This is a genomic window from Microbacterium bovistercoris (assembly GCF_003387575.1).
In the GTDB taxonomy this organism is placed as follows: Bacteria; Actinomycetota; Actinomycetes; order Actinomycetales; family Microbacteriaceae; genus Microbacterium; species Microbacterium bovistercoris.
Window position 1 is genome coordinate 104,223 of the sequence record NZ_QUAB01000046.1, and the last position, 23,346, is coordinate 127,568.

The window sequence follows — 23,346 nt, forward strand, 5'->3', positions numbered from 1 at the left end:
TGCGCGGATGCCGCTGATCGCCGACCCTTCGCTCGCGGGAGCCGTCGTGATCCCGCACGCGGCGATCATCGGCGCGGCGATCGCGTTGAGTCTCGTCGCTCTGGCCCTCGCCTGGCCCGTACCCGTCGCCCTGTCCCGCGCCTCCTGGCCCACACGGATGCCGGTCATTGCCCTCCTACTGTGGCAGGCGATCGGCCTCGCCGGAGGCCTCTCGATGATCGGGGCGCTCGCGCTGGCCGGACTCGCCGTCGCACCGCAGCATCCCTGGTACGCGCTCGTCCCCGCCGTCGCGTTCACGATCTACCTGCTCTCGCATCTCGCAGTCACGATCGTGCAGGTCACGCGCCAGCGACGCCGTCACCTGGCACTTCTCGAGCTGCTCGCCTCGCCGCATCCGACCAGGGCGCGCACCCAGGTCATCGACGAAGCGGTACCGGTCGCCTACTGCCTGCCGCGCGGCGCAGGCTCGGTGACAGTGCTGTCGCAGGGCCTGCTCGACCGGCTCGACCCCGATGAGCTCGTCGCCGTCATCGCGCATGAGCGTGCGCACGTCGAGCAGCGGCACGACCTGCTGCTGCTCGCCTTCCGCGCGTGGCGCGCTGCCCTTCCGTGGTTCCCCATCGCCGCACGCGCAGAGGCCGACGTCGCCGCGCTGGTGGAGATGCTCGCCGACGATCACGCCCGGCGCGAGGTGCGCGACGAGGTGCTCGCCCGCGCGATCCTCGCGGTGGGAGCCGACGGGGTGCCCGGCGCTGAGCGCGCGGTGTCAGGCTCGTCCCGCGTGAGCGACCGCTTCCGCAGGCTCGCCGCCTGAGCCACCCGCCCCGAGCTGCAGAACCACGTCAGCTGCGCGTCGATCGTCAGGACGATGCGAGACCAGCACCACGATGCGGTCTTCCGTGGCGCCGCGGACGTCGGCCATCATCGCCTCCGCTGCGGGCGCGTCCAGATGCGCGGTGGGCTCGTCGAGCAGGACGACGTCCGCCCGCGTGAGCAGGGCGCGCGCCACAGCGAGACGCTGACGCTCTCCGCCGGAGAGCGCCGAGCCGCCGGCACCGACCCTGGCGTCCAGGCCGAGACGCTGCTCCAGCGACCCCAGACCTGCCATCCGCAGCACGGCCCGCATCTCCGCATCACCCGCCGCGTCCTCTCGCGAACGTGCGAGCAGCAGATTCCCGCGGATGGTCGAGTCGAACACGTATGCGTCCTGGGGGCACCAGGCCACCCTCCCCCGCCAATCCCGCTCGGACAGCCGGGTGATGGCGACGTCGTCGGCCAGTATCGCCCCGCGCTGCACCGGCAGGGCACCCATGATCGCAGACAGCAGCGTGGACTTGCCCGAGCCCGATGCCCCATCCAGCACCAGCCACCGCCCGCGCGTTGCGAGCCCGCTGACTCCGGCGACGGCGGGTGCAGGGGTACCGGGGTACCGGATGCTCACGTCGTCGAGTTCCAGCTCGCGAACAGGAGCGTCCAGCCGGGAGGTGCCCCAGGCGACGGCGGGCGCAGGCTCCAGCACCGGCGAGAGCCGGGAGATCAGCGCGCGCAGCGCAGGCATCCGCCCGACCGCATCGACGAGTGCCACGAGGGGCTCGGCCATCGCCAGCGCGACCAGCGCGACGACCGACGCGCGTTCCGCGGGCAGATCCGGCGCGAGCAGCGGGACCAGGATGCCGAGCAGCGTGACGCCTGCGGTGACCACGGCGGCGCCGAGCCCTGCCGACCACGCGGCCCGGCGCTCTGCCGTGGCGAGCTGGTCCGCACTGCTGTCGAGAACGACCAGAGCCGCCGGCGCCGCTCCGTTGGTGCGCAGGTCGTCGGCCGCCGCGCCCAGCGCGGATGTGCCGCGCACGATCTCTGACCTCGCTGCGACACGGGCGGATCCGGCACGGCGCTCCGAGAAGAGAGCGAGCAGCGCGGCGAGGACGACGGCGAGCAGGAGCACCACGGCGACGGTGACGGTGAGCGCGGGGGCCACGAGACCCGTCGTCACGACGGCGGCCAGCAGCACGAGCACGCCTGCGCCGAGCGGCGGCAGCACCCGCGGCAGCTGGTCGCGCAGATCACCGGCGAGCGTGACGAGATAGTCCAGCGGTGCACCTCCGGCGAGCAGCCTTCTCGAGCCGGCTCCCCGTGCCGCGATCGCGCCCCACAGCCTCAGCCGCAGCGCATCGACCACGCGCAGTGTCGCACGGTGCGTGACGAGGCGCTCCGCGTAGCGGCTCACCGCACGACCGATGCCGAAGGCGCGCACGCCGACGATCGCGACCAGGAGGTACATGATGTACTCCTCGATGCTGGCACGGACGATCAGCCAGCCCGACAGTGCGGTCAAGGTGATCCCGAAGCCTGCCGTCAGCGCCGCCAGCAGGATGGAACCCGCCCACACCCAGCGGTGCGGTCGCAGCAGCGAGCGCAGCGTGAGCCCGGCCCCGACCTGCGCTGCTTCCTGCACCTGTGCAGTCTCCGGCTCGCGTGAACCGGATGCCGCGGGCGCGGCGACTGCGCCGCCGGCCCCCTGCGTGCGAGCCGGTGTCGCAACCGCCCCGTCGAGTGCGATCCGCCATTCGGCCAGTGCCAGCGTCTCCGGCTCGTGCGTGGCGAGCACCACCACGCAGCGACGGGAGCGGCGCAGCACGGCCGCCCGCACGAGGTCGGCCGACTGCCGATCCAGGTGCGCGGTCGGCTCGTCGAGCAGGAGCAGACGCGCCCCCTGGTCGACGCGGGCCAGCGCACGCGCCACGGCCAGGCGCCGCTGCTCCCCCGGGCTGAGCTCGGCGGTGGCGGCATCCCCGAGCGGATCGAGCCCGAGCTCCGCAAGCGCCTCGGGGCCCGCCCCGAACAGGGCCAGCTCGGCGCGGGGCGTGACGGCGAAGAACTGCGGCGCCTGCGGCGCCCATGCCACATCTCCGGCACTCACCCCGGTGATGGCTCCGCCGGCTGACGCGTCCGGCGGCAGCGTGCCGGCGAGGGCGGCCAGCAGTGTCGACTTGCCCGCTCCGCTGGGCCCCGTGAGCGCCGTGATGCCGGCGAGCGTGGCCGAGACGCCATCGATCACGGCGCTCGCGCTTCCTGCGTAGCGGACTGTGACGCCGCTGAGCCGCACCGGCCCGGATCCGTCGCGCCGAAGGTCGTGGCGCTGCGGCCGCTGGAGCAGTTCCTGCGCTCTGCCGAGCGCGGACAGGCCGTCCTGCGAGGCGTGGAATGCGGCACCGAGCTCGCGCAGAGCGAGGAAGCACTCCGGCGCGAGAATGAGGGCCACCAGCGCCGGCTCGAGCTCCATCGTTCCGTTCAGCAGGCGGAGGCCGAGCAGCACGGCGACGACGGCCACCGAGAGCGTCGCGATCAGTTCCAGCGCGAGGGCGGACAGGAACGCCCAGCGCAGGGTCTCCTCGGTGCGCTCCCGATACCTCCGCTGCACGGCGTCGAGGGCGCGGGTCTGCTCGCGCACCCGGCCGAGCCCGACGATCACGGGGAGGCCGCGAGCGAGCTCGGCGAGATGGTCGGCGAGCCGGGTGAGCGCGGTGAGCGCGGCATCCGTCCGCTCCTGAGTGTGCTTGCCGATCAGCACCATGAACAATGGGACCAGGGGCAGCGTCAGGACGACGACGAGGGCGCTCAACCAGTCCGCTCCGAGGATGCGCAGCCCCACGATGATCGGCACGACGGCGGCCGAGATCGTGGCAGGAACGGACTGCACGTAGTAGTCGTCGATCGCGTCCAGCCCGTCGGCGGCGAGGACGGCGGTGCCGCCTCCGGATTCTCCGCCGTCGGCGAGCCGCCGCCACAGGCGTCCGCGCAGCTCGCGCTTGACGCCGGTGGCGATGCGGCGGGCGAGCACCGCGGTGCCCCATTCGCCGCCGACGCGCAGGACGACGCCCAGTGCTCCGAGAATGACGATGGCCCGGGTCGTGCGCTCGTCGAGACCCGTGCCGGCGAGGGCCGCGATTCCGCGCGCCACGGACTCGGCGATCAGCACCAGGCCGAGGGCTCGCAGCGCCGCGAGGACGCCCAGTCCGTACAGGGCGCTGCGAGGGGCGGGGCCCATGCCGGGTCGGGCCGCTGGCGCGGTCGCCGCCGCGCGACGCGCCTCACTCACCCAGGGATCATTCATGACCGGCTGACGACTCACCCAGCAATTCTACGTGGCGTAGAAGTATGGGCGGCACAATGCCGTAGCCGAGTCCGCTGCCGCGTGCGAGGATCAGGACATGGCTGCCGAAGGCACCACCGCGTATCGGGCCCGTCTGCTGAGCACCGACACCTGGGACGACTTCGCCGCACTCGTCAAGGAGAACAACGGCGTGTGGGGCGGTTGCTGGTGCATGGGATTCCACACCGAGGGCCTCGACGAGCACAGCGCCGAGGCCAACCGCGCGAACAAGCTCGAGCACGTGCGGCGCGGAACGGTGCACCAGGTGCTCGTCTACGACGGCGACCGATGCGCCGGGTGGTGCCAGTTCGGCAGACCCGACGAAGTCGCCCGCATCCTGAACCAGAAGAAGTACGAGAGCGGACTCATCGACCTGCCGGACTGGCGGATCGGCTGCATCTTCACGGGCAAGGGCCACCGGCGCGCCGGCGTGGCCCGCGCAGCCGTCGCCGGCGCCCTCGCCGCGATCGAGGAGGCCGGCGGGGGCACCGTGGAGGCGTACCCCGAGCAGGATGCGGAACGCGCCCCGCAGCGCGGCGCCTACTTCCACACCGGGCCGGAGAGCCTGTTCGAGGGCTTCGGGTTCGTGCGCGACCGACGGATCGCGAAGTGGCGCTGGGTGATGCGCGCGGACGTGCCGTAGCCGTCCTCAGCGCGCCACGGGCGTGACCTGGAAGCGCGCCCGATAGTCGGTCGGCGTGACTCCGAGCCTGCGGCGGAAAGCCCGGGTCAGGGTGTCGACGGTGCCGAAGCCGCAGTCGGCCGCCACGCGCTGCAGCGTGTCCTCCCCCGTCTCCAGGCGGCTGCGCGCGACCTCGACCCGCACGGATTCGACGTAGGCGGCCGGCGTCATCCCGAGCTCCGCCTTGAAGATCCGCGTGAGCTGGCGATCGCTCACGTGCACCCTGGCGGCGAGCTCGGGAACGTTCAGCGGTCTCGTGAGATGTGCGGCGATGTGGTGCCGGAGCTCCTCGATCCGCGGCGTCGTCGAGACGTTGCTCAGAGCCACGCTGAACTGGCTCTGCCCGCTGGGCCGTTTCGCGTACATGACGAGCTGCCGCGCCACACGCACGGCGTGCTCCTGTCCGAAGTCCTCGGCGACGAGGGCGAGGCTGAGATCAAGGCACGCGGTCAGCCCCGCGCCGGTCCAGACGCCACCCTCCCGGATGAAGATCGGGTCCGGGTCGACGGTCACCGCCGGATGCTCCGCAGCCAGCTGCGCGGCGGTCGACCAGTGCGTCGTCGCGCGTAGACCGTCCAGCAGGCCGGCAGCGGCGAGGACGTGCGCCCCCACGCAGACGGATACCACTCGCCGAGAGCCCGGCGCCAGCGCCTGCACCCGCCGCACGATCACGGGATCGACGACGGCACGCACGCCACCACCGTCACGCTCGACCGCGCCGGGCACGATGAGCGTGTCGATGCGGCGGCCGGCGAGCTGGTCGAACGTCGCGTCCGGCAGCACGCGCACTCCGGCGGATGTCGTCACCGGCGCCATGTCCTCGGCGACGAGCAGCACCTCGTAGCCGGAGGGCTCGTTCATCTCGCGTTCCAGCAGCGAGAACACCTCGGCCGGTCCGGTGACGTCGAGCAGGTCGACACCGGTGAACACGGTGACGACGATCAGCCGGCGGATCATGGGCACTCCTCAGCGATGTCGGTTTCTGCGGCTTGAATGACATTGCCGACATCAGCGGCGGCTTCTAGCGTAGACGGTGCCCCTCACCGGGGGCACTTCCCCGAAAGGACCCAGAATGGCCACTCCCCTGCGCGAACTCGACGGTCACCCGCAGACGCCTGCGACGCTCGCCGAATCGACGCTCATCCTCGTCGACTACCAGAACACCTACACGCAGGGCGTTATGGAGCTCGAGGGCTGGTCCGAGGCACTGGATGCCGCGGAGGGCCTGCTCACCCGCGCCCGTCGCGAGGGCGCGAAGGTCATCCACGTGCAGCACGACGGCGGCGAGGGCAGCCCCTACGACATCCGCGCCGACATCGGGCGCATCCATCCCCGCGTCGCCCCGATCGAGGGCGAGCCCGTGGTGGTGAAGTCGGCGCCGAACGGTTTCGTGGGCACCGACCTCGGAGATCGCGTGGACGCGGCGGGCAACCAGGACGTGATCGTCGTGGGGTTCATGACCCACATGTGCGTGACGTTCACGTCGGAGGGCGCCTTCCTGCGCGGCAACCGGGTCACGGTCGTGGCGGACGCCTGCGCGACGAGGGCGCTGCCGTCGGCTGCCGGAGAGGTCAGCGCGGCCGACCTGCATCGCGGAGCGCTGGCGACCATCGGCGATGTGTACGCCCAGGTCGTGCGGAACGCCGACGCGCTGCGCTGACCCAGGGGCCGAGGGTCAGGCGCTCCCGTCCAGCGACCCGCTCAGCCGCCCGTGGAAGGCGCGGCTGTGCGGGTTCAGCCCCACGAGTTCCACCGTCGCCCCGTGCGCGGCGTACTTCGTCTCAATCGCGTCCAGTGCGGCGACGCTGCTCGCGTCCCACACGTGCGAGCGGCTGAGATCGATGACGACGCGATCGGGATCGTCCACGTAGGAGAATCTGTCCACCAGATCGTTGCTCGATGCGAAGAACAGCGGGCCGAGCACGCGGTAGCGCGCCACCGCACCCCCCTCGACGATCTCCCGTTCGACGGAGGTCACGTGTGCGATCCGGCGGGCGAACAGCACAAGGGCCAGGAGCACGCCGACGCCCACGCCGGTGGCGAGGTTCCCGGTCGCGACGACCACCGCGACGGTGACGAGCATGACGGCGGTCTCCGAGAGGGGCATCCGCTTCAGCGTCGAAGGTCGCACGCTGTGCCAGTCGATCGTCCGGAGCGCGACGACCATCATGACGGCGGCCAGGGCGGCCATCGGGATCGCTGCCATCACCGGCGAGAGCACGGCCACGAGCAGCAGCAGGAACAGTCCGGCGATCACGGTCGAGACGCGGCTGCGCGCCCTGCCGAGCTGCACGTTCACGACGGTCTGGCCGATCATCGCGCAGCCGGCGACCCCGCCCCAGAACCCGGCGAGGATGTTCGCGACACCGAGACCCCAGGACTCGCGGGACTTCGAGGAGTGGCTGTCGGTGAGATCGTCGACGAGCTTCGCCGTGAGCAGGCTCTCCAGCAGGCCGACCAGCGCGGCGCCGATCGCGGTGGGCAGGATGATCTGCAGCGTGGTCAGGTCGAGGGGCACGGTCCACGGGGTGAGACCGGGAAGTCCGCCGCTGACCGTGCCCTCATCGCCGACGGTGGGCACGTTCAACCCGAAGATCATCGCCGCAGCCGTGACGACGACGATGGCGACCAGCGGCGCGGGCACCGCGGTGGTGATCTTCGGGAGCAGCACGACGATGAGGATCGTCGCGGCGAACAGGGGGTACACCATCCACGGCACATCGATGACGTGCGACACCTGCGCCACGAAGATGAGCACGCCGAGAGCGTTGACGAAACCGATCATGACCGAGCGCGGGATGTACCGGACCAGCCGCGCCAGCCCGAAGACTCCGAAGAGCACCTGCAGGACGCCGACGAGCAGAACCGTCGGCAGGACGTACTCGGTGCCGTGCACGGCCACCATCGGGGCGATCACGAGTGCGACGGATCCGGCCGCGGCCGAGACCATCGCCGGCCGGCCGCCGAGGAACGACATCGCGATGGCGAGCGTCACCGACGAGATCAGCGCGACATCAGGGCCCACACCCGAGATCAGCGAGAACGAGATGACCTCGGGGATGAGCGCGAGCGTGGTGACCATGCCCGCGAGCACCTCGGTGCTCAGCAGGCGCGGATGCCGAAGGACTGCGAGCGCCGGTACCTGCCCGTTGGGCAGCCGGTACGCGGTCGACTCAGGCGCGGACGGTGAGAGCGGCATTCTGTTCCTCCGGCAGCGCGACCTTGAGCCTCGCCCAGGAGCGGCCCTGGGTGTCCTTGAGGATGTCGTACTCGACATCGACGTGCGGCTCGATGGCGCTGTACTTGTCGTTCGGGGCGCCGATGACGAGCTGGAAGCCGAGGCCGCGCCAGGCGCCGATCGCACGCTTCGTGAAGTGCGCGTCGGCCTTGATCAGGGCCTCGTCCATGAACACCGGCGCGTACCGCGGACGTTCGGCGCCGGCGTCCCCGAGCTGGTAGCGCAGAGCTGCGCCGACGATGAACGCGATGAGCTCCTGCGACTCGCCGCCGGACTTCTCGCCGATGTGGTCGTAGAGGGCCACATGCTGCTTCGTGTCGACCGTCACCCGCTCGGCGCTCACCCGCACGTGGTTGCGCACGTCGATGAGATCGGCGAAGTCCGGCGCGGAGCGCCGCAGGTGCGTGATGAGGCGCGACATCCGCCGGTAGGCGTGCTCGCGGTCCTGGTCCGTCGATGCGGTCTCGATGAGTCCGCGCACCTCGCGCAGATCGCGACGGAACCGCTTGCGCGCCTCGGACTGGCTCTCGCGCGTGGTGATCTGCAAGCGGTGGTCGTCGTCGTAGAACGGCAGGTCCTGCATGATCCGGTTGATCGGCTCGATGCGCTCGCGGATCTCCCGCAGCGCCCGGCCCAGAGTCGAGTCGAGGTTCGTGAGGTCGTTGCCGGAGAGATGCACCAGGCTGTCCCGCCACTCGCTCTCGAGACGGTGCAGTCCGCTGGTCTCGAGCGCGGTGAGGATGTTCTCGAAGTCGTCGACGTAGAGGTCGGGGTCGGCGAGCAGGTTCGGGTTCTCCCAGCGCTCCAGGAAGCCGCTCATCAGTCGGCGCATCGCTTCGCGTTGCTCGTGGTGCGCGTCGAAAGCCGCTGCGCGGTCCTCGGTGAGCCGGTTGCCGGCAGTGCCGAGCGCCCCGTCGAAGCGCTCCAGCAGCACCGAAGGAACGGCCTTGGCGGATGCCGGGGTCGCGAAGCGCTCGTCGAGGTAGTGCGCCTGATCGGCATCGACCGCACGGCCCGATTCGGCGGCCTCGTCGATCAGTGCCTGTCCGGCGTCGACCTCATCGGTGATCCGGCTCCAGCGTTCCTCGACCTGCTGGCGCTCCGCCGTCGCGGCCCCGATCTCCTCGCGCAGCCGCACGAGCAGGCGCTTGGACTTCTCGATCTGCGCGGCGATGCCGGCGATGTCGGGGTTCTCGTCTGAGACCTCGGCCTCGACACGGCGCCAGCGCTCCTGCTCGGCGGCCAGTGCATCGACGTCGACGTTCTCCCAGACGACGTCCACGATCCTGACGTAGGCCGCGCGCTCGGCATCGAAGCGGTCCAGCGCGTTCTCCGCAGCCGCGACCTCGGCATCGGCGCGCTCCAGGGCGGGCTGCAGCTCGCGGACCGCGGCCTCGAGCTCGCGCAGCCGGGCGCGGTTGGAGAATCCGAGCACGTTCGCCCGACCGTGACCGCCGTGCGCGCCCTGGTCGCCGCGTGACATCTGCCCCGTGATCGTGAGCGCCTGATCGTACCGGGCGAGATCCGCCGCAGTGTTCACGCACACGAAGTCGAACCGCTCGCCGAGACGCACCTGCAGCCAGCCGGTGAACGGCGTGTCGGCGTAGTCGAGGCGACCCGGCATCCGGTCCGCCGCTCCCCCGCCGCTGGCGCGCATCCCGGTGTGCACGCCCTGGTAGGTGAGCCGGCGCGGCGTTCGCACGCCGTCGATCGCCGTGCGGAACCGATCGAGGTCGGCCGTGTCGATCAGCACAGTGGTGGCGAAGCCTCCCAGCGCAAGATTGAACGCCTCGCGCCACGGCTCGTACTCGGTGCGCACCTCGATCAGCTCGCCGACGAACGGCAGCTGGTGCGGCTCGAGTCCGGCGGCCTCGGCCAGCAGCTCACGCGAGCGGTACAGGTCGGCGGGGATGTTGCCGGAGAAGGCGGACGCCTCGTCGAGCGCCCGTTCACGCTGCGTGAGCTCACTGCGCAGCCCGTCGCGGGTGCGCCGGGCCTCGGCCCAGGCTTCCCGCGCGCTCCCCTTCGCATCGGCATCCGCCAGTACCGCACGGCCGCGCGCGACGATCTTCTCGAAATCGCCTCGGCTGCCGGCTTCGACACCGAGCACCCGCAGGTCGTCCTCGAGCCGCTCGCGCTGAGCACGAGCCTCGCCCAGCCGGCGCTCCACGCCGCGCAGCTCGCGCTGAGCCGTCTCCAGCCGGTCACCGCCGCGCTCCCTCAGCAGGTCGCGCAGACCGTCGTGCTCGGTCTCAGCGGCATCCGCCTGCACGCGCTTCTCGCGCACCTGGGCATCGAGCTCGCGGCGGCGATCGCGCAGCTCGTCCTCCACCTCGCGGAGCAGGTCCATCCGCCGCTCCGCCTTCCACAGCGAGGCGATCGACGACGGATCATCGAACACGCCGACGGCGTCGATCAGCGTCATCCGCTCGGCGGCGTCCTCGATGCGCCGTCGCAGGTCGCGGATCGGCTCGAGAGCGGCGACCTGCTGGCGTGCGACCAGCATCCGCTGCTTCGTGCTCTCCAGCTCATCGAAGTGCTGCACCACGGCATCCGCGGTGCGCATGGTCTCGGGCTCTTCGAGCACGAGACGCTTGTAGAGGTCGTCGACGGTGGTGATCTGCTGGCCGGCCTGGATGCGGGCGAGCAGGCTCATCGCGTTCGCCCCGGCGCCCGCGGCGCCGATGCCCAGCACCGAGTGCAGGCGTGCGGAGAACTCACGGTCGGTGCCGACCGGCTCGAGGCCGGCGGCCCGGACGGCAGCGTCGGTGAGGCGCTGCGCGGCTGCCCTCTCGAGCTCCGCGAGGTCGAAGGCGCTGTTCACTGTGGCTCGCACGCGCACGGTGTCTTCGAGCACCCGGGCGCCGGCGGGGATGTACCAGGCGCGCACCGCGGTGAAGCGGGAGTCGTCGTGGTCGCGCCAGGTCATCGCGATCGCGGTCCACGTGTCCTCCCCGTCGCCGCGGAGAACCTGCACCTTGGTGCCCTCCTCGGTGCGGGTCTCGTCGAGCTTGCCGCGACCGTAGGAGAGCACGTTGCGCTGCTCGTCGCCGCGCGGACGACCGGTGACCCCGCCGTTGGATGCGCCGTTGAACGGCGTCGTGTGCGGCATCATCAGCGCGATGTAGGCGTCCATGAGCGTCGACTTGCCGGAGCCGGACCCGCCGCAGAGCAGTGTCGCGGCGGGCGAGAACCGCACCCGGTGCGGGCCGCCGTCGTAGCCGCCCCAGTTGACCAGCTGCAGGTCCTCGGCGACCCACTGCTGTCCACGGGAGGCCTCCGGGATGAGACCGAAGAGCGTGTCGATCATCGTCATGAGTAGACGTCCTCCAGCGCCTCGGCAGCATCCGCCGCAGCATCCGATCCTGCGAGCCGCTCGGCGGCGGTCTCGCGCAGCCAGTCGCGCAGCTCGGTGAGCTTCTCGGCGCTGAGCACGACCTCGACGAGCGGCCCGATCCGGTAGCGACCGGTGGTCTCCTCGCTGATGATGCCGTCGTTGGACAGCTTGCGCATCGCGTCGCGCACCGCCTTCTGGCGGCGCGAGATGTCGCCGTCGGCGTCGGTGAAGTAGCTCAGCACGGTCTGCTCGACGTCCTCGATGTCGATGCGCGGCGCCGCCTCCCCGGCGACATTCTCCCGCTCGTAGACGGTGCGCAGATGCACCAGCACGAGGGTCTCGGAGCGCGTGTAGGGCGTGTCGCGCAGCAGGATCGGGATGTCGAGCTCCTCGATGCGGATCTGCTGCTTGTAGGCCAGGCCGTGCTCGTGGTCGACGACCAGCCGGATGTAGAGGTCGTTCAGCCGGGACTCGATCACCGTCTGGTTGTCGAGCAGCGTGCGCCACTCCTGGCGGTTGCGCTCGGCCAGCAGGAACCGCCGGTGCAGGACGAGGGCGAGCGTGCGGCGCACCTCGGGGTCGAGCACGCCCCTGTCGCCGGGGAACAGCTCGGCGAGGTCGTCCTCCATGGCGACGGGAGCGATGAAGCCCGCTTCCTCTGTGCTGTCGCTGGTCATTCCGAGTCCTTCCTCGCGTGCGCGGTCACGGCCTCGAAGGCGAACCGTCGCGCGGTGCCGTCCGGGCGTACTGCCTCGACGATCGAGATCCCCTCTCCGCTGGAGAGGGCTCCGCGGTGTGCGATCTCGAGCAGGCCGAGCAGGTCGACCGGACGGCGGGTGATGTCGGCGGCGCCCTCGAAGGCCTCACCGAGGTCGAAGGTGTCGCCGAGCCTTGCGACGTAAGCCTCGAGCTCCGCATAGTGCGGGCCACCCCAGGCGCGGGTGTCCGCGTCGAGGAACTCGACATCCTGCCCCTGAGACGCGAGCGCCGCGGGTGCTCCGGGCGGGCGGATGTCGCCGAGCGACTGCCTCAGGTGCCCGATGTGCGCGACGGGCAGGCGGCGCAGCGGCTCGACCGGCGTCTCCGGCGCGCGAGTATGGGTCCACGCCTGGAGGCCTGCGATCACGTCGCGCAGCAACTCGTCGACCTGGCGGTCGCGCGCGGGATCGTGCGTGCGCACCTGCCCCGCGATGACGTGCGAGGCACGCCGCTGCGCCGTGAGCACCTCCTGCACGCCGAGTTCCATGCGACGGCCGATCATGTCGAGCTCGGTGCGCTGCGTGGCGTCGAGCATCTCGGCGAACGGTCGCGAAAGCAGGCCGTGCAGCTGCGCGGTGAGGGCGTCGATGCGCTCAGGGTCGCCGATCAGGCGGAGCGCGCCGGCGAACGCCTGGCCCTCACGGGTCGACTGCATCACCTGCTGACCACGCAGCAGGTATTCGCGCAGTACCTCGCCCGTGGGGCGCTCGTCGCGGCGCAGGTCGCGGATCACGTCGCGCTGCATCGCCTTGATCGACTCCGCGACCCGGGTGAAGTCCGCCGGGAGCCCGCGCGAGAGATGCAGAACGTTCTCGGCCTCTTCGAGCAGCTCGTCGTCGGGGACCGGGTCGGCGGCGCCGCTCTCGAGGGCGGCGATCTGGGCGTCGAGCGCATCGCGCTCGGCCTTCAGTCGCCTCAGGCGCCTGGCCGGATCGCCGTCGGCGTTGCCGGCCAGCCGCTCGACGGCCTCGAGCAGGGTGCGAACGCGCGAGTTGGAGACGCGCGACCCGCCGCCGGTGAGGTCGGCGATCTCGAGCGCGCGCACGGCGTGCGCGGTGAGGCGGTACACCTCGGTCTCGCCCTCGATCTGCTGACCGAGCCAGCCGACCTTGACCCAGTAGCGGCACACCTCACGACCGGATGCGGCAGGCAGGCGCCTGCGGTCGTCCTCGTAGCCCTCGGCGCGGAGCTGGTCGAGCATCTCGCCGACCTCGACATGCGCGTCGGCGACGGCCACGGTGGGCCGGTCTGCGGAGAACATCAGACTCAGAGCTGAGACGACGAACGGCGCGTAGCGCCCGTGCAGCAGGTCGAGGGTCGGGGTCTTGAACGCCGCGAGTGCGCGCAGATAGGCAGCCTCTGCTCGAGTACCCGTCACGCTGCTCCCGAAGATCCCTGAAAACCGTGCCGATCCCGCGTGGTCCCGCGTAGAGCAGCACCCTCCAGCCTAGCGGGGCGGTGCCAGGCGCCGAACTCCCCGGCGTCTTCGCGAACACCATCGCACCGGGTGTCGAAACGCCGGGTCGCCGTTCGTGGTCTTGATAGCCGGGCCACAACGGATCCGGCCCGACCGGAAGGGCTTCTCACATGTACATCGATCCGATGGGTCTGCTCCTCATCCACACCGCCGAGACCGAGCAGCGCCTGGCCAGGGCTGAGCTTCGTCGCGTGATCGCCGAACGCGTCGCGCCCGACGAGCGCGAGCAGCCGTCGGCGAAAGCGGCGGCGCACCCGCGGAGCCGCCACTTCTTCCGGAAGACTGTCGAAGCACGCTGACCCTGCTCATAGAACAGATGAGACGACGCATCACACACCCCCGACTCGAAGGATGATCGTGACCTCACACCAGGACGGCATCACGGATGTGGCAGCTGTGATCACGCGAACGCATCGTGAGGAGTGGGCGCGGATCGTCGCCGGCCTGACACGGCGGCTCGGCGACCTCGATCTGGCTGAGGAGATGGCGGCGGACGCGTTCGCAACCGCCGTCGAGCACTGGCCGGCGCACGGCGTGCCACCGAATCCGCCCGGCTGGCTGACGACCACCGCGAACCGCAAGGCGATCGACCGTCTGCGCCGCGAGGCGCGGCGGGAGGACAAGCACCGGGAGGCTCTCATGCTGCACGATCCGGAACCGGCTGAGCCCACCGGGGCGGTCGAGGACGACCGGCTGCGGCTCCTGTTCATCTGCTGCCACCCGGCGCTCCCGCTGGAGGCCCGGGTCGCGCTGACCCTGAGGATGCTCGGCGGGCTCACCGTGGCCGAGATCGCACACGCATTCCTCGTGCAGGACACGACGATGGGTCAGCGGATCAGCCGGGCGAAGGCGAAGATCAAGACCGCCGGCATCCCGTTCTCCAACCCCGAGCCGGACGATCTCCCCGCCCGTGTCGACGGCGTCCTCACGGTGCTGTATCTCGTGTTCAACGAGGGATACCTCGCCTCCGCCCCCGACGCTCCCCCGATTCGGCGCGACCTGACCGCGGAGGCGATACGTCTCACCCGCCTCACGCGTGAGCTCCTGCCCGACGACGCCGAGGTGACCGGCCTGCTCGCCCTGATGCTGCTCACCGAGGCCCGCGCTCGGACGCGCCTCTCCACCGACGGGGAGCTGGTGCGGCTGGATGAGCAGGATCGCGGCGCCTGGGACCGGGCGCTCATCGCCGAAGGCCTGCAACTGTTGGAGACATCCGACACGACGGATGCTCCGCCCGGCCGCTACCGGCTGCTCGCCTCGATCAACGCCGAACACGTCTCGGCCCCGCACGCGCGAGACACGGACTGGGCACGCATCGTGACTCTCTACACCCGGCTCGAAGAGATCGACCCGAGCCCGATCGTCACGCTCAACAAGGCGATCGCCGTCTCAGAGCACGATTCACCGGATGTCGCGCTCGCGATCGTCGATCGACTCGCGGACAGCCTCGATGGCTTCCACGCCTTCCACGCCACCCGTGCGGAACTGCTCCGCGCGACCGGCCGATCCGCCGATGCGCGGATCGCCTACGACCGCGCGATCGACCTCGCAGGGAACACCGCCGAGACGGCACACCTCAGCCGCAGACGCAATCAACTCGCCGCACCGAATGGAGCACGCTCATGAGCAGCAAGTACCTCGTCATCCACATGTCCGACCCGACCGGCGCCGACCTGCCGCAGTCCGAGGATCAGACGATCCTCGAGAACTGGGCCGCCGAGGGCAACGCCGCCGGCCGCCTCGAGATGGGCGCCCCGGTCGCCGGCCCCGAGTCGGCGAAGTCCGTCGCCGTCCGCGGCGGCCGGACCCTCATCACCGACGGGCCGTTCCCGGAGTTCAAGGAGTGGTTCGCCGGCTACGACCTGATCACCGCCGAATCGATCGAGGAGGCCGCGGAGTTCATGGCGAAGCATCCGATCGCCCTCAGCGGACGGATCTACATCCTGCCGCTGGTGAAGCTGCCGTGGGACCAGGACTGACAGGCGAGGCTGTGCGACCGCGACGCCCGCAGGTCAGTCGCGGTTCGGCCCGTGCCACCGAGTTGAGTGCGACCTTGTTCCGATTCTTCCGGCGGGAGCGTTCGGCGTGCAGGTCACACGAAGCCCTCCTCGACCAGCACGCATCCGCTCTCGGTGATGACGTGGGCCTGTCCGGAACCCCCGACGACGCGTGACCAGCTCTCCACGAAGAGACGGCCCCGATGAATCGACATGCCGAAGCCGCCGTACATGCCGGGATAGCCGAACCACAGGGTCTCGAACGTCTCGAGGGCGATGACCTCCGTCGGCACCGCCCGGAATCCGACCGGATCGAGCCTCTCGGTGCGCTCGGCGATCAGCGCGGCCAGGTGCCGATCCCACGCGGCGAATCGTCGCCTCTCCTGATCGCTGGGTGTGTGCGTGGCAAGGGCTTCCCGTAGGTGATGATGCCCGTTCCTCTCGGCGAGGTCGATCGGGCGATCACCGTCGGCGGTCGGGAGCGATCGCCACGCCCCGCGCCGCACGAGCTCCTCGACGACATCGACCGGTGCACCGAGAAATGCGGCCTGATGCAGCGGCGTGAACCAGGACTGACCGCCGATCCGCCACTGATTCACCGTCGGGCGGCCTGCGTCCAAGAGCCCGAGCACCGCGGCCCAGTCCCCTGCCTTCGCCGCATCCGCGAGTCGCTCGCCATCATCGAGGTGGGTCGGGTTCAGCACCTCGGGGTCGAGAATGCCGGGCCACTCAGCGTTCAGCATCGGCTCCTCCCTCGCAACCAACGGAAAAAGCCCCCGGATTCCGGGGGCTTTCTTGGTGGACCTGAGGGGACTCGAACCCCTGACCCCCTGCATGCCATGCAGGTGCGCTACCAGCTGCGCCACAGGCCCATCTTCGTCTCGGATCTCTCCGCGACAACTCATTCAGCTTACAACACCGATCCGGACGATCGCGAATCGTGCCCGCATCCCGGGTGTTTCGCGCTCAGGCGCCGGGACGCACCGTGAGATCGGTGATCTCCGCGTCGCGCGGAAGGTCGAGAGCGGTGAGGATGCTGGTGACGACGGACTCTGGGTCCATGAACCGCTCAGGGCGGTAGTCCTGCCCCTCCTGCTGGTGCACCCTCTCCTGCATCGGCGTCGCCGTGCGTCCCGGGTACACCGACGTGACCCGCACACCGTTCTCGCGCTCCTCGGCTCTGAGTGCGTCAGCCAGCGCCTTCAGCCCGTGCTTCGAGGCGGCATAGGCCGCCCAGCCGGCGTGCGCGTGCAGGCCTGCGCCCGAGTTCACGAACACGACCTGTCCGCGCGAGACGCGCAGCACCGGCAGAAGCAGCCGGGTGAGCTCAGCGGGGCCCGTGAGGTTCACGGCGAGCTGCTGCTCCCAGAGCGCCACAGGCAGATCGCCGACGGAACCGAGATCGACGACGCCCGCCGCATGCACGACCGAATCGATCCGCTCGGGGAGGTGCTGTTTGGACAGCGCCCACGACAGCCTGCCCGGCTGCGCGAGGTCTCCGACGAGCATCGAGGCGTCCGGAAAGTCGTGCGCGATCTGGCGCGCCCGGCCGGCATCCCGTGCCAGCAGGACCAGTTCGTCACCGCGGTTCTGCAGTCGTCGCGCGAGCGCCGCACCGATGCCGGATCCGGCGCCGGTGATGAGGTGGACGGCCATCCTCAGCTGCGCTCGGCCGTCTCCGCGACCTCGATCGGAACGATCGGGCAGTCCTTCCAGAGCCGCTCCAGGCCGTAGTAGGTGCGCTCCTCGGAGTGGAACACGTGCACGATCAGATCGCCGAAGTCCAGCAGCACCCAGCGCGCCTCGGCACGGCCCTCACGGCGCACGCGTCGATGACCGGCCTCGAGCAGGCGATCCTCGACCTCGTCCGCGATCGCGGCGACGTTGCGCTCGCTGTTACCGGTGACGAGCAGGAAGATGTCGACCAGCGGCAGCGGCTGGGAGACGTCGAGGGCGACGAGGTCCTCACCGCCCTTGTCGACCGCGGCCTCGGCTGCGACCTGCAGCATCTGCACCGAGTTCTCGAACGCCTGCATCAGCCGAACACGTTCGTGCTGAAGGCGATGACCAGCGCGGCTCCCAGCAGGAGCGCGAGACCACCGGCGACGATCGCCAGAGTCATCATGAGGCGGTTGCCCTTCTCGGGTGCCGGGGGTCGGATGACCTCGCCGGCAGGCTTGGACGTGCTCACCGCGGCACTCGCGGCGATCGGAGTCGGCGACGACGTCGGCGGCAGTTCGCCGTCGATCAGCACGACGTCGACCTCCTTGCCGTCCGCGGTGCCGGCGTGGCCCTGCGAGCCGAGGCCGCGGGGAAGGTCGTAGGTGCCCGTCACGAGCACCTCGCCCGTCGAGGCCACCGGCCCCGACAGCGACGCCTCGGTCGGCTGGGTGTAGATGAGGGCGCTCGGTGCAGAGTGCTGCGAACCGGCGGAATCACCGACGATGTCGTCGAACGTGCCGGAGAACGCCGGGATGTCGGACGCCTGCTCCGCCACGGCGCGACCGAAGTCGGGGTTCACCTGCGGGCGCACGTTCTCTGCGGGCGCCGCCTGCGGGGCGGGAGCCTGCTCGGCCACGGGGGTCTGCACGGGCGCGGCCTGCTCCACGTACACCTCGACCGGGGCGGGAGCATACTCCTCGACCGGGGCAGGCTCGACCGGGGCGGGAGCGACCGGAGCCGCAGCGGCGGGCGCGTCGAACATCGCGGCGAGGGCATCCCTGTCCCCCGCATAGGCGGTGCGAGCGGATGCCGCGGAGGTCTCGGCCACCGGGAACAGCGGAACGTCCGAGACCAGCTCCGGCATCGGCTCGCGGATCGGCGCGACCGGCACGGGAGCGATCGGAGCGGGTGCGACCGGCGCGCCGCCGGCGGCGATGGTGGCCGGCACCTGCGCGGCGACCGGCTGGACCGATGCGATGACCGGCACCGATGCTGTTCGGATGCGCTCCTGATCGCGCATCTGCCGCCGGGTCAGCGGCGCTGCGGCGAGGTCGACGGCGGCATCCGGCACGGGTGCCGGCGGCAGCGGCACCGGCTCGGCCGCGCGCGGCAGGACGGTCGTGACAGGCGCCGCGGGCGCGACAGACGCCTCTTCGATGACCGGCGTCGAGCCGGTCAGCCGGAGCTCCCGCATCTGCTTGCGCGTCAGCGGTGCCCCTCCGTTCTGATCCGATGTACTCATGCCCTGCTCCGATACAGATGATGCTTCGCGATGTATTGGACGACTCCGTCGGGAACGAGGTACCAGACGGGTTCGCCGGAGCGCACCCGTTCCCGGCAGTCCGTCGACGAGATCGACAGCGCCGGAACCTCGAGCTGGCTCACGTCGTCACTCGGGAGTCCGTCCGTGCTCAGAACGTGTCCTGGGCGCGAGACGGCGACGAAGTGGGCCAAGTCCCACAACTCATCATGGTCTCTCCAACTGAGAATTTGCGCTACGGCATCTGCACCAGTGATGAAAAAAAGCTCGGCATCAGGTCTTTCGCGCTGGAGATCCTTCAGAGTATCGATGGTGTACGTCGGTCCGTCGCGGTCGATGTCGACCCTGCTGACGGTGAAATCAGGGTTGGAGGCCGTCGCGATGACGGTCATCAGGTACCGGTGCTCGCTGGGCGAGACATCCTTCTTCTGCCACGGCTGCCCGGTCGGCACGAAGACCACCTCGTCCAGATCGAACGAGTGCGCGACTTCGCTGGCCGCGACCAGGTGGCCGTGATGGATCGGATCGAACGTTCCGCCCATCACTCCGATGCGCGAGGCGCGCCGTGTGGATGTCTCCATGCGGAAGGTGGCCTCAGTGGCCGTGCCCTGCCTTGTGACCGTCCTTGCCGTGGCGCTGCGCGTAGGCCTCGGCCTTGGCCGAGTGCCGGTTCGCGACGTTCTTGTACGAGAGGGTCACCAAGCCGAGAGCGGCGAACACCACCGCGGCGATGATGCCGTAGATGACGGTCTCGGCAGCGATGTTCCCGCTGTGCTCCGCCTCTGCTGCTGCCATCGCGACCTGTGCGACGAGATTCATCGTGACTCCGTTTCTGACCGGGTTCCCCACCTCGGGGAGAAAGACCACCCCAGTCTAGTGCTCAGGCGCGGATCTGACCCGCCCCGCGGGCGAGCCATTTCGTGCTGGTCAGTTCGGCGAGCCCCATCGGCCCCCTGGTGTGCAGCTTCTGCGTGGAGATGCCGACCTCGGCGCCGAACCCGAACTCCGCACCGTCGGTGAACCGCGTGGAGGCGTTGGCCATGACCACGGCCGAGTCCACCTCGGCGAGGAAGCGCTCCGCGTTGCGGGCATCGGTGGTGATGATCGACTCGGTATGCCCGGTGCTGTAGCGCCGGATGTGCTCGAGCGCGCCGTCGAGATCGTCGACCACGCGCATCGACACGTCCAGGCTGAGGTACTCCGTGGCCCAGTCCTCCTCGGTGGCCGGCACGACGTCAGCGGCCAGTGCCGCGACCGCGACATCGCCGTGCACCGTCACTCCCTGCGCCTGCAGGGCGCCCGTGACCACGGGGACGAGCCGCTCCGCGGCATCCTTCAGCACCAGGACCGTCTCGACGGCGTTGCACACGCTGGGACGCTGCACCTTCGCGTTGACCACGATGTCGCGCGCCCAGTCCTCGGGAGCCGTGCTGTCCAGCACGATGTGCACCACGCCGGCGCCAGTCTCGATCACGGGCACGGTCGATTCGGTGACCACCGTCTGGATGAGCGCGGCGGAGCCGCGCGGCACCAGCACGTCGATGAAGCCGCGGCCGTGCATGAGCGCCTTCGCGCCGTCGCGGCCGAAGTCGTCGACGGTCTGGATCGCCTCCGGCGTCACACCCGAGGCCTCGAGGGCGTCGCGCATGACCTGTACGAGAACCGTGTTCGAGCTGCGCGCCGCGCTGCCGCCGCGGAGCACGACGGCGTTGCCAGCGCGCAGTGCGAGCGCTGCGATGTCGACCGTGACGTTCGGCCGGGCCTCGTAGATCGCGCCGACCACGCCGAAGGGCACCCGCACCTGCTCGAGGGCGACGCCGTTCGGCATCCGGTGGCCGCCGACCACCTGGCCGATCGGGTCCGGCAGGGTCGCGACATCCCGGACGGCGGATGCCAGGGATGCGACGCGCTTCTCGTCCAGACGCAGCCGGTCGATGAGAGCGTCGCCGATGCCGGCATCCGTGCCGCGTGAGATGTCATCGCCGTTCGCCGCGAGGATCCGCGGCGCCTGCGCCTCGATCGCGTCGGCGATCGCGTGCAGGACGCGCGCCTTGTCGGCGCTGGTCAGCCGGGCGACCTCTCGGGCGGCCTCCTTGGCGCGCGCCAGGCGATCCTGAGCGGTGTCGGTGAGGGTGTCGGCACTCATCCGCTCAGTCTAGGACCAGGCGGATGCGGCGAAGGCCGGTGTGACGCCGGGCTACGCCGGCTCGAACCAGGTGCCGATCGGGTCGCCCTGAAGCGCCTGCGCCACGAGGTCCGCGCTCGTCACGAGCACGCCGATCCCGGATGCCGCGGCGAGGCGTGCCGCGGAGACCTTGGTGGCCGCTCCCCCGGTACCCACGCTGTTCACGACGGTCGCACCGAACTCGAGACCGGTCAGATCCGCCCCCGCCGCGATGACGTCGATCGGCTCGGCGGAGGGGTCCGTGGGCGGCTTCGTGTACAGCGACTCGATGTCGCTGAGCAGGACCAGCGCATCCGCCTGCACGAGCTGGGCGACCAGCGCCGCCAGTCGGTCGTTGTCGCCGAACCGGATCTCCTGGGTCGCCACGGTGTCGTTCTCGTTGACGATCGGCAGCACTCGCAGACCCAGCATCCGCTCCACGGCGCGACGGGCGTTGCTGCGCGAGGTCGGAGTGTCGAGGTCGCCGGTGGTGAGGAGCACCTGCCCTGCCACGATGCCGAACGGCCTCAGCGCCTCCTGGTAGCGGTACACCAGGATGTTCTGGCCGACGGCCGCGGCGGCCTGCTGAGTGGCGAGGTCGGTGGGACGCGCATCGAGGGAGAGGAACGGGATGCCGCTCGCGATCGCCCCCGAGGAGACCAGCACGATCTCGGCGCCGCGACCATGCGCCGCTGCGAGGGCGTCCACGAGCATCGGGATACGCCAGGACGCCTCACCGCTGATCGATGACGAGCCGACCTTCACGACGATGCGCTCGGCCGTGGCCAGCCCGTCGCGCGTACGGACCGTCATTCGTCTTCGCTGCCGGAGTGCGCGGCGTTTTCCTTCAGGGCGATCCGCTCGGCCTCGAGCTCGGCGCGGGCGGCGGCCTTCGCATCCATCCGCTCGTGATAGCGCTCGCGGCGCTCGCTCGTCGTGCGGCGGGTGTTCGGATCCAGGCGCGCGTCCAGGCCACGCGGCGTGGTGATCAGCTCGGCGGCGGAGGCGATCGACGGCTCCCAGTCGAACACGACGCCGTCGCCCTCTCCGATGACGACCGTCGCGCCGGCGGTCGCGCCGGCCTTCAGCAGCGCGTCCTCGACGCCGAGACGCTCAAGACGGTCAGCCAGGTACCCGACCGCCTCCTCGTTCTGGAAGTCGGTCTGCTGCACCCAGCGCCACGGCTTCTCTCCGACGATGCGGTACAGATTGCCGTAGGTGCCGCCCTCGACGCGTACCTTGAACGCGGCCTCGGACCCCTTCGGACGGATGACGATGCGCTCGGCGGGGACCTCGACGGCCACCTCCGCGCGGTGCTTCTCGACGATGTCGGCGAGAGCGAACGTGAGCGGCCGCAGGCCCTCGTGCGAGACGGTGGAGATCTCGAAAACGCGGAAGCCCCGCGCCTCGAGGTCAGGACGCACCAGCTCTGCCAGATCGCGCGCCTCTGGCACGTCGACCTTGTTCAGGGCGACGAGCTGCGGACGCTCCAGCAGCGGGATCTGCCCCTCCGGCACCTCGTAGGCTGCGAGCTCGGCGAGGATCACGTCGAGGTCGCTGAGCGGGTCACGGCCCGGCTCGAGGGTCGCGCAGTCGAGAACATGCAGCAGCGCCGAGCAGCGCTCGACGTGTCGCAGGAACTCCAGTCCGAGCCCCTTGCCCTCACTGGCACCCTCGATGAGACCGGGCACGTCGGCGACGGTGAAGCGGCTCTCGCCGGCCTGCACGACGCCGAGGTTCGGGTGCAGCGTGGTGAACGGGTAGTCGGCGATCTTGGGCCGGGCGGCCGAGATGGCGGCGATGAGGCTGGACTTGCCGGCGGACGGGTAGCCCACCAGCGCCACGTCGGCGACGGTCTTCAGCTCGAGGACGACCTCGCCCTCGTATCCGGGAGTGCCCAGCAGGGCGAAGCCCGGGGCCTTTCGCTTCGGCGAGGAGAGCGCCGCATTGCCCAGGCCGCCGCGGCCGCCCTCGGCGACGACGTAGCGCTCGCCCGGCACGATCATGTCGTGCAGAACCTCGCCGGACACGCTCTTCACGACCGTTCCGACGGGCACCGGCAGCTCGAGGTGCTCCCCCGCTGCGCCCGAGCGCATGTCGCCCATGCCGAAACCGCCGTTGCCGGCGTTGCGGTGCGGGGCGTGGTGGTACGAGAGCAGCGTGGTCGTCTGCGGGTCGGCGACCAGGACGACGTCGCCCCCGTCACCGCCGTTCGCGCCGTCGGGGCCGGCGAGCGGCTTGAACTTCTCGCGGCGCACCGACACGCAGCCGTTGCCGCCCTTGCCGCCCTTGACGTGCAGCGTCACGGTGTCGACGAACGTGACCATGGGGACTCCT

21 protein-coding genes and 1 tRNA gene are annotated in these 23,346 nt (G+C 70.6%); 6 read left to right on the forward strand and 16 right to left on the reverse strand.

The features are described 5' to 3' along the window. Positions 1 to 7 precede the first annotated feature (7 nt). Entirely contained in the window at positions 8 to 814 is an 807-nt protein-coding gene (locus DY023_RS13785; protein WP_116242912.1) for a M56 family metallopeptidase, read from the forward strand. Here the strand turns inward: DY023_RS13785 and cydC are convergent. Then, on the reverse strand, positions 767 to 4,132 hold the full coding sequence (cydC, locus tag DY023_RS13790) for a thiol reductant ABC exporter subunit CydC (RefSeq protein WP_147303307.1): 3,366 nt from the start codon (positions 4,130 to 4,132) through the stop codon (positions 767 to 769). The genes DY023_RS13785 and cydC overlap by 48 nt on opposite strands. 79 nt (positions 4,133 to 4,211) lie before the next feature. Here cydC and DY023_RS13795 point away from each other — a divergent pair, with 79 nt between their 5' ends. Next, positions 4,212 to 4,796, forward strand: coding sequence for a GNAT family N-acetyltransferase (locus DY023_RS13795; protein WP_116242914.1), 585 nt, complete (start codon positions 4,212 to 4,214; stop codon positions 4,794 to 4,796). A gap of 6 nt (positions 4,797 to 4,802) precedes the next feature. Here the strand turns inward: DY023_RS13795 and DY023_RS13800 are convergent, their stop codons facing one another. Continuing rightward, positions 4,803 to 5,792 carry a GlxA family transcriptional regulator gene (locus tag DY023_RS13800; protein WP_220347321.1) on the reverse strand — a complete coding sequence of 330 codons (990 nt, stop codon included), beginning with the start codon at positions 5,790 to 5,792 and terminating at the stop codon, positions 4,803 to 4,805. A gap of 115 nt (positions 5,793 to 5,907) precedes the next feature. Here DY023_RS13800 and DY023_RS13805 point away from each other — a divergent pair, with 115 nt between their 5' ends. Continuing rightward, positions 5,908 to 6,495 carry a cysteine hydrolase family protein gene (locus tag DY023_RS13805; protein WP_116242916.1) on the forward strand — a complete coding sequence of 196 codons (588 nt, stop codon included), beginning with the start codon at positions 5,908 to 5,910 and terminating at the stop codon, positions 6,493 to 6,495. A gap of 15 nt (positions 6,496 to 6,510) precedes the next feature. Here DY023_RS13805 and DY023_RS13810 read toward each other — a convergent pair whose 3' ends face one another. Genes DY023_RS13810 through DY023_RS13825 form a run of 4 tightly spaced genes read right to left on the reverse strand, consistent with a single transcriptional unit; the run spans position 6,511 to position 13,547 of the window. After that, entirely contained in the window at positions 6,511 to 8,034 is a 1,524-nt protein-coding gene (locus tag DY023_RS13810) for a SulP family inorganic anion transporter (RefSeq protein WP_116242917.1), read from the reverse strand. After that, positions 8,009 to 11,389 (reverse strand): ATP-binding protein, encoded by a 3,381-nt coding sequence (locus DY023_RS13815; protein ID WP_116242918.1) that lies wholly within the window; start codon positions 11,387 to 11,389, stop codon positions 8,009 to 8,011. The genes DY023_RS13810 and DY023_RS13815 overlap by 26 nt, the downstream gene beginning before the upstream one ends. After that, positions 11,386 to 12,087, reverse strand: coding sequence for a DUF4194 domain-containing protein (locus tag DY023_RS13820; RefSeq protein ID WP_116242919.1), 702 nt, complete (start codon positions 12,085 to 12,087; stop codon positions 11,386 to 11,388). Before DY023_RS13820 ends, DY023_RS13815 begins: the two co-directional genes overlap by 4 nt. Next, positions 12,084 to 13,547, reverse strand: coding sequence for a DUF3375 domain-containing protein (locus DY023_RS13825; RefSeq protein ID WP_116242920.1), 1,464 nt, complete (start codon positions 13,545 to 13,547; stop codon positions 12,084 to 12,086). The genes DY023_RS13820 and DY023_RS13825 overlap by 4 nt, the downstream gene beginning before the upstream one ends. Positions 13,548 to 13,756: 209 nt before the next feature. Between DY023_RS13825 and DY023_RS13830 the strand changes: the two genes are divergently transcribed. From DY023_RS13830 to DY023_RS13840, 3 genes are read left to right on the forward strand one after another with little or no spacing between them, the layout of a single operon-like run. Next, the gene (locus DY023_RS13830) at positions 13,757 to 13,945 is read left to right on the forward strand and encodes a hypothetical protein (protein WP_116242921.1); all 189 of its coding nucleotides are present in this window, start codon (positions 13,757 to 13,759) and stop codon (positions 13,943 to 13,945) included. 58 nt (positions 13,946 to 14,003) lie between these two features. Further along, positions 14,004 to 15,272, forward strand: a complete 1,269-nt coding sequence (locus tag DY023_RS13835) for an RNA polymerase sigma factor (protein WP_245958715.1) — start codon at positions 14,004 to 14,006, stop codon at positions 15,270 to 15,272. Next, positions 15,269 to 15,625 carry a YciI family protein gene (locus DY023_RS13840; RefSeq protein ID WP_116242922.1) on the forward strand — a complete coding sequence of 119 codons (357 nt, stop codon included), beginning with the start codon at positions 15,269 to 15,271 and terminating at the stop codon, positions 15,623 to 15,625. Before DY023_RS13835 ends, DY023_RS13840 begins: the two co-directional genes overlap by 4 nt. A 113-nt stretch (positions 15,626 to 15,738) precedes the next feature. Here DY023_RS13840 and DY023_RS13845 read toward each other — a convergent pair whose 3' ends face one another. From DY023_RS13845 to obgE, 10 genes are all read right to left on the reverse strand, one after another. Next, on the reverse strand, positions 15,739 to 16,386 hold the full coding sequence (locus tag DY023_RS13845; RefSeq protein WP_116242923.1) for an ankyrin repeat domain-containing protein: 648 nt from the start codon (positions 16,384 to 16,386) through the stop codon (positions 15,739 to 15,741). Positions 16,387 to 16,439: 53 nt separating this feature from the next. Continuing rightward, positions 16,440 to 16,515: transfer RNA gene (locus tag DY023_RS13850), tRNA-Ala, on the reverse strand. A 94-nt stretch (positions 16,516 to 16,609) separates the two neighbouring features. Beyond that, a complete protein-coding gene (locus DY023_RS13855) occupies positions 16,610 to 17,299 on the reverse strand; it encodes an SDR family oxidoreductase (RefSeq protein WP_116242924.1) in 690 nt (229 codons plus the stop codon). A 2-nt stretch (positions 17,300 to 17,301) separates the two neighbouring features. Continuing rightward, positions 17,302 to 17,679, reverse strand: a complete 378-nt coding sequence (rsfS, locus tag DY023_RS13860; protein WP_116242925.1) for a ribosome silencing factor — start codon at positions 17,677 to 17,679, stop codon at positions 17,302 to 17,304. Then, positions 17,679 to 18,827, reverse strand: a complete 1,149-nt coding sequence (locus DY023_RS13865) for a hypothetical protein (protein ID WP_116242926.1) — start codon at positions 18,825 to 18,827, stop codon at positions 17,679 to 17,681. The genes rsfS and DY023_RS13865 overlap by 1 nt, the downstream gene beginning before the upstream one ends. Continuing rightward, complete coding sequence (nadD, locus tag DY023_RS13870) at positions 18,824 to 19,426, reverse strand: nicotinate-nucleotide adenylyltransferase (RefSeq protein WP_116242927.1); 603 nt, start codon at positions 19,424 to 19,426, stop codon at positions 18,824 to 18,826. Before nadD ends, DY023_RS13865 begins: the two co-directional genes overlap by 4 nt. A gap of 13 nt (positions 19,427 to 19,439) precedes the next feature. After that, complete coding sequence (locus DY023_RS13875; RefSeq protein WP_116242928.1) at positions 19,440 to 19,664, reverse strand: hypothetical protein; 225 nt, start codon at positions 19,662 to 19,664, stop codon at positions 19,440 to 19,442. Between the two features lie 61 nt (positions 19,665 to 19,725). Next, positions 19,726 to 20,991 carry a glutamate-5-semialdehyde dehydrogenase gene (locus DY023_RS13880; protein ID WP_116242929.1) on the reverse strand — a complete coding sequence of 422 codons (1,266 nt, stop codon included), beginning with the start codon at positions 20,989 to 20,991 and terminating at the stop codon, positions 19,726 to 19,728. A gap of 51 nt (positions 20,992 to 21,042) precedes the next feature. Then, positions 21,043 to 21,822 carry a glutamate 5-kinase gene (gene proB, locus DY023_RS13885; RefSeq protein WP_116242930.1) on the reverse strand — a complete coding sequence of 260 codons (780 nt, stop codon included), beginning with the start codon at positions 21,820 to 21,822 and terminating at the stop codon, positions 21,043 to 21,045. Then, positions 21,819 to 23,336: a GTPase ObgE gene (gene obgE, locus DY023_RS13890; protein WP_116242931.1), complete on the reverse strand. Its 1,518-nt coding sequence runs from the start codon at positions 23,334 to 23,336 to the stop codon at positions 21,819 to 21,821. Before obgE ends, proB begins: the two co-directional genes overlap by 4 nt. Between the last annotated feature and the right edge of the window lie 10 nt (positions 23,337 to 23,346).